Source organism: Catenulispora sp. GAS73 (genome assembly GCF_041262085.1).
Lineage (GTDB): Bacteria > Actinomycetota > Actinomycetes > Streptomycetales > Catenulisporaceae > Catenulispora.
Map to the genome: position 1 here is coordinate 15,087 of NZ_JBGCCM010000034.1, position 16,420 is coordinate 31,506.

Here is a 16,420-nt window from a genome sequence, read left to right on the forward strand (position 1 = left end):
TCATGAGCATCCGCAGACCGGTCGCGATCGCCGTCGTGACCGTCGTGGCCGCGACGACCGCGGCCGCGTGTTCGTCCAGCAAGTCCTCCGGGTCGGGCTCGTCCGGCCCCAAGGAGACCCTCACCGTCGCCGAGTGGACCAACCCCGGCGCCGTCGACTTCACCAAGGCCCTCAACGCGCAGTTCGAGAAAGCGCATCCGGGCGTCACCGTCAACTTCCAGAACACCTCGACCGCGAACGGGGCCTGGGGACAGCTGTCCACCAGCCTGTTGCAGTCGAAGTCGGTGGACGTGCTGGCGCAGTTCGCCCCGACGCAGAAGGCGTTCCCGCCGAGCTTCACCAACATCAAGCCCGGCGGTCCGGCGGCCTTGATCGAGGCCGGCCAGCTGGTCGACCTGAAGGACCAGCCGTTCATGAAGAACTACGACCTGACGGCGCAGCAGGCGGCGGTCGGCTACAACGGCGGCGTGTACGGCGTGATGGCCGCGGAGTACGCCGGGGCCGGGTCGATCTGGTACAAGAAGGACCTGATCGCCAAGTACAACATGACGGTCCCGACCACGTTCTCGGAGTTCCTGGCCGACTGCGCGCAGCTCAAGGCGGCCGGCAAGACCCCGATCTTTCTGGCCGGCAAGGTCGGGATGCAGGGCGGCATCTGGCAGGGTATTGAGAACCAGACCCTGATGGCCGGCAAGCAGCCGACGGACTCCGTCCAGGTCTCCTCCGACCGCGCGAACGCGTTCTGGCAGGGCACGCAGAACTGGAACGCCCAGACCTACAAGGACATCGGCGCCAAGTACCAGCAGGTGATGCAGTACATCGAGCCGGCGGCCTCGGGCGTGGACCAGCAGACCGCGCCGGGCATCTGGGCGGTCAAGACCGACGACTACCCGTTCCTGCTGGACGGCTCGTGGGACTCCGCGACCATCCTGAAGGCGAACCCGAAGCTGAACGCGGGCCTGTTCGTGCTGCCGGGAACGGACAACGCCGCGGACAACCGGGTTCCGGTCAAGCCCGACCTGACCTGGGTGGTGCCGACCTCGGCCCCGCACAAGGACCTGGCGATGCAGTGGCTGGCGATGTTCTCCGACCCGGCCAACTACCAGAGCTGGCTCAAGGCCACCGGCTCGATGTCGACCGAGCCCGCGGTCAGCAACACCGGCACGTCGTGGATGGACTGGCTGAACCAGCACACGTCCGACTCGTTCGTGCAGCTGACCACGCCGTGGATCCCGCAGGGCGCGTCGAACGACGCCGCCGGACCGGACTACTACAAGTTGTCCCCGATCGGCTCGGACAGCCTGGACACGATCCTGAACCGCTCCGCGTCGGCCTACACGAAGTCCATCGGCAAGTAAGGACCCTCCCTGTGGTCCCGCCGAGGTCGGCGGGACCACACCAGCACCGTTGAGAGGAGGCGGCGTGTCGCGCTGTCCCTTCGGAACCTCACGCACCAGACGGTTCATCCCCTGGGCCAGCATCGCGATCCCGGGGATCGGGTGGCTGCTGTTCGGGCTCTACCCGTCGGTGGCCACCATCGGGTACTCGTTCACGCGATACTCGGGCCTGCCGGGCACGCCGCTGAACTACTGCGGGTTCTGCAACTACACCACCGCTTTCACCGCACTGTCCGGCGAAGTCTGGCCGGCGATCAAGACGACGCTGATCTACGTGGCCGGCGTGACGATCCTGCAGACCGCTGTCGGCCTGGGCCTGGCGATGCTGCTGAACCGGCCGGGCCGCTCGTACACCTTCTACCGTGCGCTGATCTTCATGCCGCAGATCTTCTCGGTCGCGGTCGTGGGCACCATCTTCGCGCTGATCCTGGACCCGGTCATGGGGCCGGCCGAGAACCTCTGGCACGGCGTCTTCCACAGCACCTCGGCCTTCCTCGGCGACAACAGCCTGGCGCTGCCGCTGGTGATGCTGGTGAACATCTGGATGTTCTCCGGCTACTCGATGCTGATCTACATCGCCGGCCTGCGGAACATCCCGAAGCCGGTCTACGAGGCCGCAGCCCTGGACGGCGCCGGCAAGTGGCGGGTGTTCCGGCACGTCACCTGGCCCCTGCTGGCCCCGGCGACCACCGTCAACGTCTTCCTCACCGCGATGGGCACGCTTGGCGAGTACGCGCTGATCCTTGTCCTGACCGGCGGCAACTTCGGCACCAAGACCCTGGGGCTCTACATGTACGACTCGGCGTTCGGCGGCAACAGCCAGCTGGGGTACGGCTCGATGCTCGCGATCCTGCAGTTCGGGCTGACGCTGGTGATCGGCGGCGGGCTGCTGTTCGGGCTGCGGCGCAGGGAGATCCAGCTGTGAGCGGCACGACGACGATGACGGCGGCTGCGGATCAGGGTCCGCAGACGCCCGGATCATCCGGAGCCTCCGGCGCCAAGCGCGCCCTGGACGTCCCCTCCCGCGCCTCGCGCCTGGCCCGGGCCAGCGGCCGGCAGCTGCTGTGCTTCGTGATCGCGGCGTTCGTGTTCGCCGCGCCGCTGGTCTACCTGTTCCTGCAGTCGTTCAAGACGTTCACCGGCTTCCTGCAGGACCCGACCGGCAGCCCGCATCCGTGGACCAAGCAGAACTTCGGCGGCGCCTGGAGCGCCGGCGACTTCGGGCGCGAGATGATCAACAGCCTGATCTACGCGGTCATCCCGGTCACGATCACGCTGACGCTCGGCGTGTTCCTGGCGTTCCCGATCTCGCGCGGCTGGTTCCGGCACTCCAACGTGCTGTACAGCTTCTTCATCTTCTCCGGGTTCCTGCCCGGCGGCCTGATCCCGCTGTTCATCGAGGCCCGTGCGCTGCACCTGTACAACTCGATGCCCGGCTATCTGCTGATGGTCAGCCTGTCGGGGGCCGGGTTCTTCTTCTTCGTCGGCTACATCAAGGGCATCCCGCGCGAGATCGACGAGGCGGCGGCGCTCGACGGCTGCGGCTACATCCGCTTCATCTTCAGGATCATCATCCCGCAGATGAAGCCGGCCCTGGCCACCTTCGCGATCTTCGGCTTCGTCGGCGCCTGGAACAACCTGATCCTGCCGCTGGTGATGCTCTCCGACAAGACGCTGTGGCCGGTGACGCGCGGCCTGTACTCGTTCTTCGGTGAGAACACACAGGACTGGCCGCTGATCGCCGCCGGGACGTTCATCGTGGCCGCGCCGATCCTGCTGCTGTTCATCCTGCTGCAGCGCTTCCTGGTCGAGGGCGTCGCCGGCGGCGCGGCGTTCGGAACGCAGGGCGTGGCCAAAGCCGCCGCCGAGCAGGGGGACGAATGAGCAGGGTTTGGGGCGCGCGGGACGAGCAGGTGGAGTTCGTCCTGCGCGACCTGATCGACCACCCGGAGTTCGCCTGGCCGCGGACACTGGTGCGGTATCCGGTGCGGTGGGAGACGCCGTCGGTGCGGGCTGAAGAACTGCGGCTGGTCGACGAGACCGGCATGGCGGTGCCGTTCCAGCTATCGCAGAGCACGAAGTCGGGCACCTTCCTAGCCTCGGCGACGGTCTGCTACTTCGCGGAACTGGAACCCGGCCAGAGCCACCGCTTTACCCTGTCGGCGGACGAGCGCTTGGCCTTGGCCGAGCCGCCGGTTTCAGTTTCGATCGCGGAGTCCGAGGAAGAGATCATCCTCGACAGCGGACCTCTGCGCGTGTGCCTCCCGGCCAAGCTGCCGGCCGATGGCAGCACACCCGGTCCCATCACCCACTTCGACCGTGGCTCCGGCTGGGTCGGCAGCTCCACGATCGGCGGGGAGGTCGAGCGCATCCAGAGCCGCGTGCTGGAATCCGGTCCCTTGTTCGTGGACTGCGAAGTTGTGTACTCCTTCTCCGGCGGCGCCCACTACACCGCCGTCGTCCGCGCGCTGGCCGGGTGCGACTTCGTCGAGCTCTCCGAGACCATGTCCGACGGCCTCGACGCCACCTGGGATCTGGCCTGGACCGGCCTGTCCCCCACCCACCGCTTCTCCTCCGTCTGGCCGCACGAGCAGGGCCGTACCTGGCGCGGCATCGATGACCCCATCGTGCTCGGAGGCGGCGGCGAGGACCCGAACTTCTCCGGTCCCGGCGGCACCGAGGACCCGAGCGTGGACATGATGTTCACCGTCGGGCCCTACGCGCCGAGCTTCGCCTGGGACATCCGTCCCCACGCCGCCTTCTGGGACGAGCGCTCCGGCGACGCATGCGGCGTCTTTATCCGCGACCACGCGCAGTGGGACGACCACCTCTACGCGCTGTGGGCCTCCTCGGACCGGCTCCAACTCCGCTTCCGGCACACCGATGGCGTCCTGCACTGGACCTGGCCGCTGCGCCCCGGGACCCGCGTCACCGGCATCGCGTTCCACGACCACGCCAGCATCGACCGGCCCTATCAGACCTCGTATGCCCGCGAGCTCCACCACTGGCAGGGCACGCTCAGCCTGGACCGGGTCAAGGACTGGCAGCTGGAGTACGTCGGCTCCCGGCCCGCGCCGGTCACGACCGAGGGCGAGTTCGCCACCGCCGACGACTTCCTGAAGGCGTTCTTCGAGGGTGACGAGGGCCCGCGCCTGATCGCGCGCGGCGTCAACGAGGTCGGCGGCTATCTCAATATCCTGCAACGCCCGCTCTACGACCGCTTCCTCGACGGCTACGTCCGGCATCGCGAGTCGCTGAGCCCCGAGGACCGGCGCCGTGTCGAGGCCCTGCTGTTGCTCTGCGCGTACGTCTCGGCCAACGAGGAGATGACGCCGTTGCTGCGCATGTTCGGCGGCCACCCCAACTTCCACGCCGACGGCGTCGCCGCGCTCGGCGCCCTGGCCTGGGCCTTCCCCGACCACCCGGACGCCCCGGCGTGGAAGGACCGGTTCGAGAAGGTGGCCGAGCTGCTGGGGCAAACCTTCACCCGGCCGGCACTGAACGCCTACCAGGCGGCCGGCGGCCGGTGGACCGAGAGCATCGCCACCTACACCTGGGCCTTCCTGCGCCCGATGACCCTCGGCAACGCCCTGGCCCGCCGCGCCGACGGCCGCAACCGGCTCACCACGCCGGAGTACGCCGCGATCGGCCGCTGGCTGGTCGACGCACTCACCACCCCGATCACCACGCCCGAAGGACCGCTGCGCATGCATCCGGCGCAGGGCGCGCACGCCTTCTGGCCCCGGCGCTCCCCCATCGAGCTGCGCCGCCTCGCCGAGGCGTTGCGCAACTATGAACCCTTGCTCGCCGAGCACCTGATCTGGGGCAGCGACGAGAACGCGAAGGGCCTGGACGTCCGGCCCGGGATGCCCGATCCGTGGCGCCCGTTGGTGGAGACAGCCGGGAATTCCGGGACGAATCCACGGCTTCGCAGCTCCAAATACACCGGCTACGGCATCACGCTGCGCGCCGACGTCTGCGAGGACTCCGAAGTCGCGGTCTTCCTCCAACAGGTCGACCACGGCCCGAACTACCGCTGGGGCATCGCCGACGACAACGGCTCGGGCCACATCTACTACTACGCCGACGGCCGCGCCTGGAGCGGCCACGGCCCCGAGGACGCCGGCGACCGTCGCGTACCGGACGGGACGTTCACCACCTCGTGCGCGGTCTGGAAGGACGGCGCGTTCCGTGCGATCGGCCAGAACGTGCTCTCGCGCCCCTTCTACGACCTGGGCTGGGCCCAGTACGCGGAGATCGTGCCGCACCCCGAGGGCCCGGTCGCCGAGGAGTACAAGAGTCGCAGTGTCCTGCTGATGGGCTCGGACTACATCGCGGTGCACGACGCCTTCGCCCCGAAGCAGCGCGTGGTGTGGACCTGGTCCACGCTGGCCGCCGCGACCGGCCACGACGCGAACAGCTTCGCCGAGCTGCCGGACCGGATGCCGGCCGTGCACATGCTCAGCGGCATCCCCTTCGTGGACGAGATCCGGACCTCCACCTCGCAGATCCGGCGCTGGGAGGGCTCGGACACCGACGTGCTGGCGGTGGTCAGCCACCGCGGCGACGTGGGCGCCGACGCCCGGCCGTGGGGCGCCAGGATCCGCGGGCCGCACGGCGTGGACCACGTGTTCCGCGGCGGAGACATCGACCACGCCGCCGACGGACTTCGCTTCGCCGGTGCCGTCGGCGCCATCCGGGTCGGCGACGACGGCCACACCCGGCTGGCGCTGTTCCACGGCAGCGCGATCGGCGCCGGGGACGTGCTGCTCACGACCGACGACCCAAACCTGGGCATCAGCCTGGAGTACGCGGACGGCACGAGCATCTCAGGGGTTTTCTTCACCCACCGCGAGACCACCGCGAGACTGTGCATCGCCTCCGGCCTCGGCACCGGTTCGCTGTTCGTGGACGGCGTCGCACCGATGATGACCCGGGTGACCGACACCGAACTGCTGGTCTCGCTACCCGCCGGACGGCACCTGGTGGAATTCACGAATGGACTGCCGCGACCACTCGCTCCCCGCGTGCTACGCACCGCGAACAGCAGCCAGAGCGCCATCGTCGAGTTCGAGCACGTCGAGGCGGCCGAGTCCTACGTGATCCAGCTGTCCAAGGACGGCGGCACGCGCTGGGAGACCGCCGGTTCGGCCCGGCAAAGCCCCTGCACCTTGCGCGGCCTCGAAAACGACACGAAATACCACGTCCGCGTCATCGCCACCAACGCCGACCAGATCGGCGAACCCGGACCGGACTACCCGCTCTACGTCAACGCCGACAGACCGCCTGCCCCCGACGGTCTTCGCCTACGGCCCAGCGGCGACCACGTGGACATTACCTGGGGCGAAGTCCTTGGTGCGTCGCGATACCGCTTGTACCGTCGGTTGAAGGGCGATCTCGGCTACCGGGAGGTGTTCTCAGGGCTGGCGTTCGAGTTCCGGGACACCGAACCGGCCTCCGACCGCGTCTATGAATACGCCGTAGCCGCGGAGAACGGCAACGGCATCGGTCCGGAGTCCACGCCGATCGACACCGATGCTGGCAGTTGGCGTTTCTGGGAGCCGCCGGTTGGGGGCTTCCGGCGTCAGCACACGTACAACCAGCTTCCCTACACGCCGAACCCGATCGTCCCCGATTCCTATGGGGAGGCGTTGTCATGACCGAACGGATCCTGATCACCGGTGCGGCCGGGCGCATCGGCAGTGCACTGCGTCCACTGCTGGCGCGGCCCGGACGCGTGCTGCGGCTGCTGGACGTCAACCCGGTGCCGCCCGGCGACGACGAGGCGGAGATCGTGAAGGCCTCCATCACCGACCCGGACGCGCTCGCCGAGGCCTGCGCAGGCGTGGACGCCGTGGTGCACCTCGGCGGCAAGCCCGGCGAGGGGACTTGGGACGAGCTGGCCGAGGTGAACGTCGAGGGCACCCGGACCGTATTGGAAGCCGTGGTACAGCAGGGGGTACCGCGGGCCGTGCTGGCGTCGAGCATCCACGCCGCCGGGTTCTGGACGCGCGACGACGTCGGGCCGGACGGGCTGCTGCCGGCCGGCGTCACCCCGCGCCCGGACACGTACTACGGCGCCAGCAAGGCGGCGGTGGAGGCGCTGGGCAGCCTGTACCACTCCCGCTTCGGGATCGATGTCAGCTGTCTGCGACTCGGCGCCTACCGCCCCGAGCCCCGCTCGGTCATCGACCTCGCGGTGTGGATCTCGCACGGGGACGGCGCGCGCCTGGTCGAGGCGTGCCTGGCAGCGCCGTCCCCGGCTGCCTTCCGCGTGTTGTGGGGCATCTCGGCGAACACCCGGGGCTGGTTCTCCCTGGCCGAGGGCGCGGCCATCGGCTACCACCCCGAGGACGACGCCGAACGCTTCGCGGCCGGCATCCCCGGCGTCGAGGCCTTCGACTGGTCGGCCCCGGCGCTGCACCGGGCCGGCGGCGGTTTCTGCGCCATGCCGCTGGGGTGATCGGGTCACCCGGCGGCTTCTGACTCCCCCCGGCGCGGGTCCGGGGGGACCTGGAAAGGACGAACGACTGTGAAAGAGCACGCGGGGCGGGTCGCCCTGGTCACCGGCGGGGCGAGCGGGATCGGCCGGGCCACGGCCGAACTGCTCGCCGCCGCCGGGGCCGCGGTGGCGGTCAACGGGCTGCGGGAGGGGGACGCGGCCGAGACCGTCGAGGCGATCGCCGCGGCCGGCGGGCAGGCCATCCCGGTGATCGCAGACGTCTGCGACGCCTCGGCGCTCGCCGCCGCGGTCGAGGCGACGGTCGCCGCCTTCGGCCGGCTGGACGTGCTGGTCACCTCCGCGGGCATCCAGCGGTACGGGACCGTGGCCGACACCGAGGAGAAGACCTGGGACGAGGTGTTCGCGGTCAACGTCAAGGGGGTGTTCCTGGCGGCCCGCGCCGCGCTGCCGTACCTGCGGCGCTCCGGGGAGGGGGCGATCGTGGTGGTGTCATCGGTGCAGGCGGTGGCGACGCAGGCGAACGTCGCGGCGTACACGGCGGGCAAGGGCGCGCTGGGGGCGCTGGTGCGGTCGATGGCGATCGACGAGGCGCCTTACGGGGTCCGGGTGAACGCGGTGTGCCCGGGCTCGGTCGACACCCCGATGCTGCGGCACTCGGCGCGGCTGTTCAGCGACGGGACCCCGGCGGGCGTCGATGCGCTGCTGGCCCAGTGGGGCCGCGCGCATCCGCTGGGCCGGATCGCGCAGCCGCTGGAGGTCGCCGAGGTGGTGGCGTTCCTGGCCGGGCGCCGTGCCGGGTTCGTGACCGGCGCCGACATCCGCGTGGACGGCGGGCTGCTGGCCTCGCTGGCGGTCGCGCTGCCGGACGACGGGGAGTAGCACCGATGCGGGTGGCGGTGGGGCACGTCGACGAGTACGACGAGCGGACGGCGGTGTTCGCGCACCAGCTGGGATTGCGGAGCGTGCAGCTCCACACGCCGAGAAATCTGGTGGGCGCTGAAGGGTTCTGGTCCGAACCGGAACTCAGGGCTCTGCGAGAGCGCATCGAGGGCGACGGGCTGCGGCTGGAAGGGCTGGAGAACGTGCCGGCCGCGCACTTCGCGCTGATCCAGCGCGGGGCGCCCGGCCGGGACGAGCAGATCGAGAACTACCTGCGGACCGTTCGGAACATGGCCGCCGCCGGCATCCCGATCCTGGGGCACCACTGGATGCCGACGTATGTGTGGCGGACGTCGATGGACGCGCCGGGACGCGGCGGGACGCACGTGACGTCGTTCGATCTGGCCGACGCGGCGTCCGGGAACGCGCTGGCGGCGTACAAGCTGACACCGGAGGAGCCGATCGACCCGCCGCTGAGTGTCGACGACATGTGGGCCAACTACCAGTACTTCCTCGACGCGGTGCTGCCCGTCGCCGAGGAGGTCGGTGTCCGACTGAGTCTGCACCCTGATGACCCGCCGGTCGCCGAGCCGTTGGGCGGTGCGGCGCGGATCTTCACGTCCCCGGCGGCGCTGGCCGAGGCACGGGACCGGGCGCGCGGGAGCAACGCGTGGGGGCTGACGCTGTGCACCGGGTCGGTGTCGGCGATGGCCGGGGCGGCGAACGTCACGGAGGTCATCGACCTGCTGGCGCCGAGCGGGCACATCGCCTATGTGCACTTCCGGGACGTGCGCGGAACGGTGCCGGCGTTCGCGGAGTGCTTCCTCGGCGAGGGGAACTTCCATCCGCCGAGCATCCTGCGGCGGCTGCACAGGGCCGGGTTCGACGGGTTCGTCATCGACGACCACGTCCCGGCGATGGTCGGGGACGTGGCGACGTGGGGCGACACGTCGTCGGACGCCTATTGCAGCCGCGGGCGCGCGCACGAGTTGGGGTATATCTCAGGGATCGTCGATGCGTTGGGCATCGGGGGTTAGGGCCCGCATCACGGTTCCCGGCAAGTGGTTCCAGATATGTGGTTCCCGGACGTCGCCCTCGGGCTGGACGGCGTCCGGTCGCCGCTGTATCTATACCAGGGCCACCTGTGGTTCGAACACGTTTGTCAGTTTTCTGTTTCCGGATCCGCCGTGTCCCACGCGGCTTCGAAGACGGCGCGGTCCACCTCGGCCAGGCCCAGGACCGGGTCGTAGAGGTCGTAGGGCGGGTTGACGGGCCACTCCCCGATCCTCTCGCGGGAGCCGTCGGCGTGCTCGACGACCTGGCGGGTGCGGTAGCCGTCCTCCCGAAGTTCCAGGAGATAGACGTCCTCCTCCCAGGGCTGGCGGACGTAGACCGTGCCGCGGCCGACGAGCGCGCCGAAGCCCGGCTTACCGCGCTGCTCGTCCCGGGTGGCCTTGAAGCCGGTCAACGGGTTCTCGCCGGGAGCGTCGATGTCGATCTCCATCAGCTTCCAGTCCGCGACCCGGTTGATGGTCTCGCTCGCCGTCACCACGACGACGTCCGCGACCCGTTCCTTGATCTCCTTGGCGCTGCGGGCCGTGACCCACCACCACAGGCCGCCCATGCCGTAGTCGTGGCAGACGAGGTAGCGGCCCTTCTCGCCATCGCGGTATCCCTCCGGCGAGGGGTCGTCGACCGGGAGACCGAGCACTTCTCCGGCCCGCAACGCCGCCTTGGCCTGGGCCGCGCCGGTCTCGTGCCAGTGCAGGAGCTCGGGGGCGCGGGCCAGACCGGTCATGAAGCGGCGGTTGGTGCGTCCGTTGTCAGGGTCGGGGCCGATGGGTTCGTAGGCGATGATCGGCGCGGCGTAGCGCAGCTGGGCATAGGGTTCGGGGCGCTTGGCGAACCAGGTGACGACCTGGTGGCCCAGATAGACGGCCCGCTCGGTGTCGATGCGGATCTGGGACTCCTCCATCGCCTCGCGGGCCGCGGTCTTCAGCGGGTCGCCGCCGTCCTCCGGCTCGGGGCGGCCGCCGGGCAGCGTGTAGCGGCGCGGGTGCTGCGGGCCGCGGTCCTGGATCAGGACGCGGCCGTCGTCGGGGTCCAGCGCCCAGACATAGGCCTGCGCGACCGGCATGCCCGGCGGGACCGGCGCTTCGTGCCAGGTGATGTGCGGCTGTTCCTCGGGATGTTCCTCGGCGTCCATCGGTCCTCCATCCTCGGCTCGGAACCCCCATTGTCACCGGTGATCCGGCATCGGCCGGGGCGTTTCTGCCAAGCTCGGTGCATGGCGATCGACAGCGCGGTCCGAGCGCTGGTCCGGGCGGCACATGCCTACCCGCGCCGCAACCCCATGACCTTCGCGTATCTGCTGGTCATCCTCGCCGGCCTGCTGCTCCTGACGAAGATCCTCACCGGCCCGGCCGCGGACCACCTGAAGATCACGATCAGCACCAACCCGCACAACATGGCACACGCCCCACTGACGGTCCTGCTGGCCAGCCCCTTGTTCGCGGCCACCGACAGCGGCCTACTCTCCCACCTTCTGATCATCGCAGGCGGCGTCGGCGTCTGCATGGCCGCACTCGAACGCCGCCTCGGCGCGCGCCGCACCGCCGCCGTCTTCCTCCTGGCCAACACCATCGCCACCGCCGTGGCCACGAGCGTCGCCGCCGCCGCGATCCACTCCGGCCGCTACCCGGCGAAGTGGTGGGACGGCTACGACTACGGGATCAGCTACGGCGTGCTGGCGATCGCGGCGGCGGTGACACCGCTGGTGCCGAAGGCGGTGCGGGTGCTGTGGGCGGCGGGGGTGTTCGCGTACCCGTTCGTCAGCGCGCAGTGGTTCGGACTGCTGCCGAACTTCGCGACGATCGGGCACGAGACGGCGGCGGCTTTCGGACTGGGGGCGGGGTACTTCCTGCTGCGACGTGCCACACCACCTGGATGACCCGGCTCGCCCCTGTCAGTGCCGTGGCGGAGCATGGACCTCATGCGCTTGCTCGATCTGGCCACCACGTCCACCGCGGTCGCCGAGACCTCGGCCCGCTCGGCCAAGATCGCGCTGCTCGCCGAGCGGCTGCGGACGGCCGGGCCCGAGGAGATCACGGTCGCCGTCCACTATCTGTCCGGCGAGCTGCCTCAGCGGCAGATCGGCGTCGGTTGGGCCACCCTGCGCGATCTCCCCGCGCCGGCGGCCGGGGTCGGCGAGCTGGAGGTGGCCGAGGTCGACCGGATCCTCGACGAGGTCGGCGGGACGTCCGGCGCCGGGTCGCAGGCGCGCCGCCGCGAGCTGCTGGCAGGGCTGTTCGCCCGCGCCACCGCTGAGGAGCAATCATTCCTCCGCCGACTCCTCACCGGCGAACTGCGGCAGGGGGCGCTCGACGGCGTCATGGCCGACGCGGTCGCGAAGGCCGCCGAGGTCCCGGCGGCCGAGGTGCGGCGCGCGGCGATGTTCGGCGGCGATCTGGCGGCGGCCGCGCAGACCGCGCTCCGGGACGGCGTGCCGGGGCTGCGCGCGGTCGGCCTGGTCGTCGGGCGTCCGATCCAGCCGATGCTGGCCGGGACGGCGGACGACGTCGTCACGGCCCTGCAGAAGGCCGCCCCGGCGGCCCTGGAGTGGAAACTCGACGGAATCAGGGTCCAGATCCACCGCGACGGCGACCGCGTCCAGGTCTTCACCCGCAGCCTGGACGACATCACCGACCGGCTGCCGGAGGTGGTCGAGTTGGCCCGCGCGCTCCCGGTGACCTCGGCCGTGCTGGACGGCGAGGCGCTGGCCCTGGCCCCCGACGGCCGGCCGCGGCCGTTCCAGGAGACTGCGAGCCGCACGGGCAGCCGCCGCGACATCGCCAAGCTCCGCGAGCAGATCCCGCTGACCGTCTTCCTCTTCGACCTGCTGCACCTCGACGGCCGCGACCTGATCGACCTGCCCTCCCACGAGCGCTCGGACCTGCTCGCCTCGATCGCCCCGCCGGACGCGCTGGCGCCGCGCCTGGTCACGGACGACCCGCAGGCCGCGGAGGCGTTCGCGAAGGACGCTCTGGATCGCGGGCACGAGGGCGTCGTCGTGAAGTCCCTCGACGCGCTCTACACCGCCGGGCGGCGCGGCTCGGGGTGGCTGAAGGTCAAGCCGGTCCACACCCTCGACCTGGTGGTCGTCGCCGCCGAGTGGGGCCACGGCCGCCGGAGCGGGTGGCTGAGCAACCTCCATCTGGCCGCGCGCGATCCGGAGAGCGGCGAGTTCGTGATGCTGGGCAAGACGTTCAAGGGCATGACGGACGAACTGCTCGCCTGGCAGACCGAGCGGCTGCGCGCGTTGCAGACGTCCGCCGACGATTGGACCGTGCGCGTGCGGCCGGAGCTGGTGGTCGAGGTGGCGTTCGACGGGGTGCAGCGCAGTTCGCGGTACCCCGGCGGGGTCACGCTGCGGTTCGCGCGAGTGGTGCGGTACCGGGAGGACAAGCGGGCTCAGGACGCTGACACGATCGACGCGGTGCGGGCGATCGGGCAAGCCGCCCAATAACTTCTCCCTGGCTTCTTCTCCACAGCTCCTCCAATAGTAGCGCCAGCGATAGTATCCTGATCGAAAGTATCCGGATCGACGACTGGACGCACCGGAGGAGCCGCCGTGACTCGTTTCGTGGGCCGAAGACGCGAACTGGCCGCCCTCAACCAGGTCCTCTCCCAGGTCAGCGCCGGTGACGCGGCCGGCCCGGCAGGACGCTGCCTGGTCCTGCGCGGACGCCGCCGGATCGGCAAGTCGGCGCTGGTCGAGGAGTTCGTGGGCGGCGCCGGCGTGCCGCACGTCTACTACACCGCGGAAATCGGCATCGGCGAGGAACCGCTGGCCGAGTTCGTCCGCGCGGTCAGCACCTCCGACCTGCCCGAAGCCGACGTCTTCGGCGACGCCACCCCCGGCAACTGGGCCGCCGCGTTCCGGCAGCTGGCCGGGATCCTGCCCGACGACCGGCCGTCGGTGGTCGTGCTCGACGAGGTGCCGTACCTGATGGACGAGCAGGGCGCGTTCGAGAGCGTGCTCCAGCGCGCCTGGGACCGCGAGCTGTCCCGCAAACCGGTGCTCCTGCTGCTCATCGGCTCAGACCTGTCGATGATGGAGGCCCTCACCTCCTACGGCCGGCCCTTCCACCAGCGCGGCACCGAGCTACCGATCGGGCCGCTCAACCCCGCCGACGTCGCCGCCATGACCGGCCTGAGCGACGCCGACGCCTTCGACGCCGCGCTGATAACCGGCGGACTGCCGATGATCTGCGCACGCTGGCGGCCCGGCGAGGACATGTGGTCCTTCCTCACCAGGGAGCTGGCCGACCCCTTCAGCCCCCTGACCACCTCCGCGCAGCTGTCGCTGGCCGCCGAGTTCCCGGACCAGGCGCAGGCGCGTGCCGTGCTGGCCGCGATCGGCTCGGGCGAGCGCACGTTCACGAACATCGCCCGCACCGCAGGCGGCATCGCGCACTCGACGCTGACCCGCGCCACCGAAGTCCTGACCGACAAACGCGTGGTCGCCGCCGAGCTGCCGGTGTCGCTGGCGCCATCGAAGGAACGGCGCTACCGCATCACCGACTCCTACCTCCGCTTCTGGTTCCGTTTCCTGGCCCCGCACCTGGCCGAGATCAACCGCATGCGCTCAGACCTCACCCTCGACCGCATCCGCACCGGCTGGCCGAGCTGGCGCGGCCGCGCCGTGGAGCCGCTGGTCCGCGAGAGCCTGGCGCGGCTGCTACCCGCCGCGGGCCTGCCAGCCGCCCCGGTCGTCGGCGGCTACTGGACGCGCAGCAACGACGTCGAAATCGACATCGTCGGCGCCGACCGCGCCCCCGTCGCCCGTCGGCTGCTGTTTCTGGGCTCCATCAAGTGGCTCGACCACACCCCCTTCGACGCGCGCGACCTGCTTGCGCTGCAACGGCATCGGGACCGCGTGACCGACGACCCGGTGCCGCTGCTCGCGGTGTCGCGGACGGGTGCGGCGGCGAAGGGGCTGGACGCGGTGTTCGGGCCGGAGGATTTGTTGCGGCCTTGGCAGGGCTGAGGCTCCGACCGACCTGCAATCGTCAACGGCTGACCGGACACGCAGCATTGGGAGCGCGCGCCGGTCGCATGACCAGCGCACGCCCCGATGCGTCACCGCATCAGCATGCTTGTACGTAGTAGACCGGGTTGAAGTCGTAGTTCGTGTTGGAGTCACCTGGCGCCGAGGCCGTGATGACGTTGTGGTTCTGGTCCTTGGTGTAGGCGTCGGTCCCACCGGAGTTGTCGTTGATGTAGGACCCGGCCGCGACCCAGTTCTGCAGCGCCCAGTCGCCGCCGTTGTACTGGCAGTGGTAGAAGGAGAACACGGTGCCGCTGTAGCCGGTGCCGGTGTAGATGCAGAAGTGTCCGCTGTAGCAGTCCGAACCGTTGCCGGCCGCGCTGTTCCAGCAGTCGGCGTTCGACGACGTGTCGCACTGGCCCATACCGGTGACCGACGGGCCGCTGCCGCCACCGCCGCCGGTCCACAGGTAGGTCACGGTGACCCAGCCGTTGTCGTTCAGGCCGATGTTGTAGAAGGTGCCGTCGGCGAGGTCGATGCCGGCCGGGTTGGAGACCGCGCGCCCGAACTCGTCGTGCCCGCCGTTGTAGCCGTTCTGATACGCCGCCTGCGCCTCCGGCGTGCCCTGCGGCAGGTCGGTGAACTCGGCCCGGCTGGCGTCCCAGTAGTCGTCGTGCGTGTTCCACGGGCCGATGTCCCACACCGGCGCGGTCTCGCAGGTGTTCGGCCCGCAGACCTGCACCGAGTAGTCGCCGGAGCCGTTCGGCGACAGCGCCGACCCCGACGGCAACGCGACAAAGTGGTCGCTGGGCTGGATCACATGGCCGTTCGCGGTCGTACCCCCGACCAAGCCCTCGCGCGTGGCGTAGACCTGGTAGGAAACGGACATCGGGGCGAGGCGAGGCGCGACGGCGGGAGCGGCACCGCTGTCAGCGCTCAGCGACAACTTGGCCACAGCCGGAGCGGCACCCTGCGCACTGTCGCGCAGCGTGATGCGCGCCTGCACCTTGCTGACGGACTCCGACAGACGCGTCGCACCGGTGCTCGCTGCGGAGACCCACTGGGTCCACTTGCCGTCCTGGCCCAGGCCCCGCACGTCCACCTGCGCATCGGAGCCTGCGGGCCGAGCGGCGGTCAGCGTAACGACGACCTCGTTCGCCGGCTTCGCGAGGCTGTGCGCGGGCAGGACGTCCTGCGCGTAGCCACGCGTGTCACGCGACGTCGTGGCGTGCACGCGCGCGTCCTTGACGGTGAGCACCTTCCCGGTCCAGGCGACGTTGAAGTCGGAGGCCTGCACCTGGGACAGGTTCTCCGTCCATCGCGTACTACTCGAAGCCGCCTGCGCCGTACCGGCCATCGCACCCGTAGTAACGGTGGACACCGCGAGCACGGCCACGGCTGCTATAGCAGCTCTCTTATGCAGAGGGAGTGTCATGTCGTCCTTTCGTGGGGTCGTTTTGCGCGTGGGGTAGCGTGCCGTCAAGAGCCTGTGATGTGACTGACACAGTCAGTAGTGTCGCAGGGCTGCACGTTGATCGCAGTGCTCTGATTGCACAGCAAGGGCTGTTTGTCATAGGCAGGCACTGCCATGGAGGTTTACCCGACGACAGAAGGGTCGGGCTTTCACTCTGA

The 16,420-nt window shown here is 70.1% G+C and carries 12 protein-coding genes; 10 read left to right on the plus strand and 2 right to left on the minus strand.

The genetic code is table 11. The features are described from left to right. The first annotated feature begins 2 nt into the window (after positions 1-2). From ABH935_RS38515 to ABH935_RS38545, 7 genes are all read left to right on the plus strand, one after another. The gene (locus ABH935_RS38515; protein ID WP_370382919.1) at positions 3-1,358 is read left to right on the plus strand and encodes an ABC transporter substrate-binding protein; all 1,356 of its coding nucleotides are present in this window, start codon (positions 3-5) and stop codon (positions 1,356-1,358) included. A gap of 64 nt (positions 1,359-1,422) precedes the next feature. Further along, complete coding sequence (locus ABH935_RS38520; protein ID WP_370382920.1) at positions 1,423-2,322, plus strand: carbohydrate ABC transporter permease; 900 nt, start codon at positions 1,423-1,425, stop codon at positions 2,320-2,322. After that, complete coding sequence (locus tag ABH935_RS38525; protein WP_370382921.1) at positions 2,319-3,281, plus strand: carbohydrate ABC transporter permease; 963 nt, start codon at positions 2,319-2,321, stop codon at positions 3,279-3,281. Before ABH935_RS38520 ends, ABH935_RS38525 begins: the two co-directional genes overlap by 4 nt. After that, positions 3,278-7,057, plus strand: coding sequence for a fibronectin type III domain-containing protein (locus ABH935_RS38530; protein WP_370382922.1), 3,780 nt, complete (start codon positions 3,278-3,280; stop codon positions 7,055-7,057). The genes ABH935_RS38525 and ABH935_RS38530 overlap by 4 nt, the downstream gene beginning before the upstream one ends. Continuing rightward, a complete protein-coding gene (locus tag ABH935_RS38535) occupies positions 7,054-7,860 on the plus strand; it encodes an NAD-dependent epimerase/dehydratase family protein (protein ID WP_370382923.1) in 807 nt (268 codons plus the stop codon). Before ABH935_RS38530 ends, ABH935_RS38535 begins: the two co-directional genes overlap by 4 nt. Positions 7,861-7,929: 69 nt before the next feature. Continuing rightward, positions 7,930-8,739 (plus strand): SDR family NAD(P)-dependent oxidoreductase, encoded by an 810-nt coding sequence (locus tag ABH935_RS38540; protein WP_370382924.1) that lies wholly within the window; start codon positions 7,930-7,932, stop codon positions 8,737-8,739. A gap of 5 nt (positions 8,740-8,744) precedes the next feature. Then, the gene (locus ABH935_RS38545) at positions 8,745-9,776 is read left to right on the plus strand and encodes a mannonate dehydratase (RefSeq protein WP_370382925.1); all 1,032 of its coding nucleotides are present in this window, start codon (positions 8,745-8,747) and stop codon (positions 9,774-9,776) included. Between the two features lie 125 nt (positions 9,777-9,901). On the opposite strand, the gene ABH935_RS38550 is transcribed toward ABH935_RS38545, so the two are convergent. Continuing rightward, entirely contained in the window at positions 9,902-10,945 is a 1,044-nt protein-coding gene (locus ABH935_RS38550; protein ID WP_370382926.1) for an NUDIX hydrolase, read from the minus strand. A gap of 81 nt (positions 10,946-11,026) precedes the next feature. Between ABH935_RS38550 and ABH935_RS38555 the strand changes: the two genes are divergently transcribed. The 3 genes from ABH935_RS38555 to ABH935_RS38565 all read left to right on the plus strand — a co-directional run bounded on the left by ABH935_RS38555 (position 11,027) and on the right by ABH935_RS38565 (position 14,788). After that, the gene (locus ABH935_RS38555) at positions 11,027-11,689 is read left to right on the plus strand and encodes a rhomboid-like protein (protein WP_370382927.1); all 663 of its coding nucleotides are present in this window, start codon (positions 11,027-11,029) and stop codon (positions 11,687-11,689) included. Between the two features lie 42 nt (positions 11,690-11,731). Continuing rightward, the gene (locus ABH935_RS38560; RefSeq protein ID WP_370382928.1) at positions 11,732-13,264 is read left to right on the plus strand and encodes an ATP-dependent DNA ligase; all 1,533 of its coding nucleotides are present in this window, start codon (positions 11,732-11,734) and stop codon (positions 13,262-13,264) included. Between the two features lie 105 nt (positions 13,265-13,369). Then, positions 13,370-14,788, plus strand: a complete 1,419-nt coding sequence (locus ABH935_RS38565) for an ATP-binding protein (protein WP_370382929.1) — start codon at positions 13,370-13,372, stop codon at positions 14,786-14,788. 100 nt (positions 14,789-14,888) lie between these two features. On the opposite strand, the gene ABH935_RS38570 is transcribed toward ABH935_RS38565, so the two are convergent. Continuing rightward, entirely contained in the window at positions 14,889-16,223 is a 1,335-nt protein-coding gene (locus ABH935_RS38570) for a hypothetical protein (RefSeq protein ID WP_370382930.1), read from the minus strand. Between the last annotated feature and the right edge of the window lie 197 nt (positions 16,224-16,420).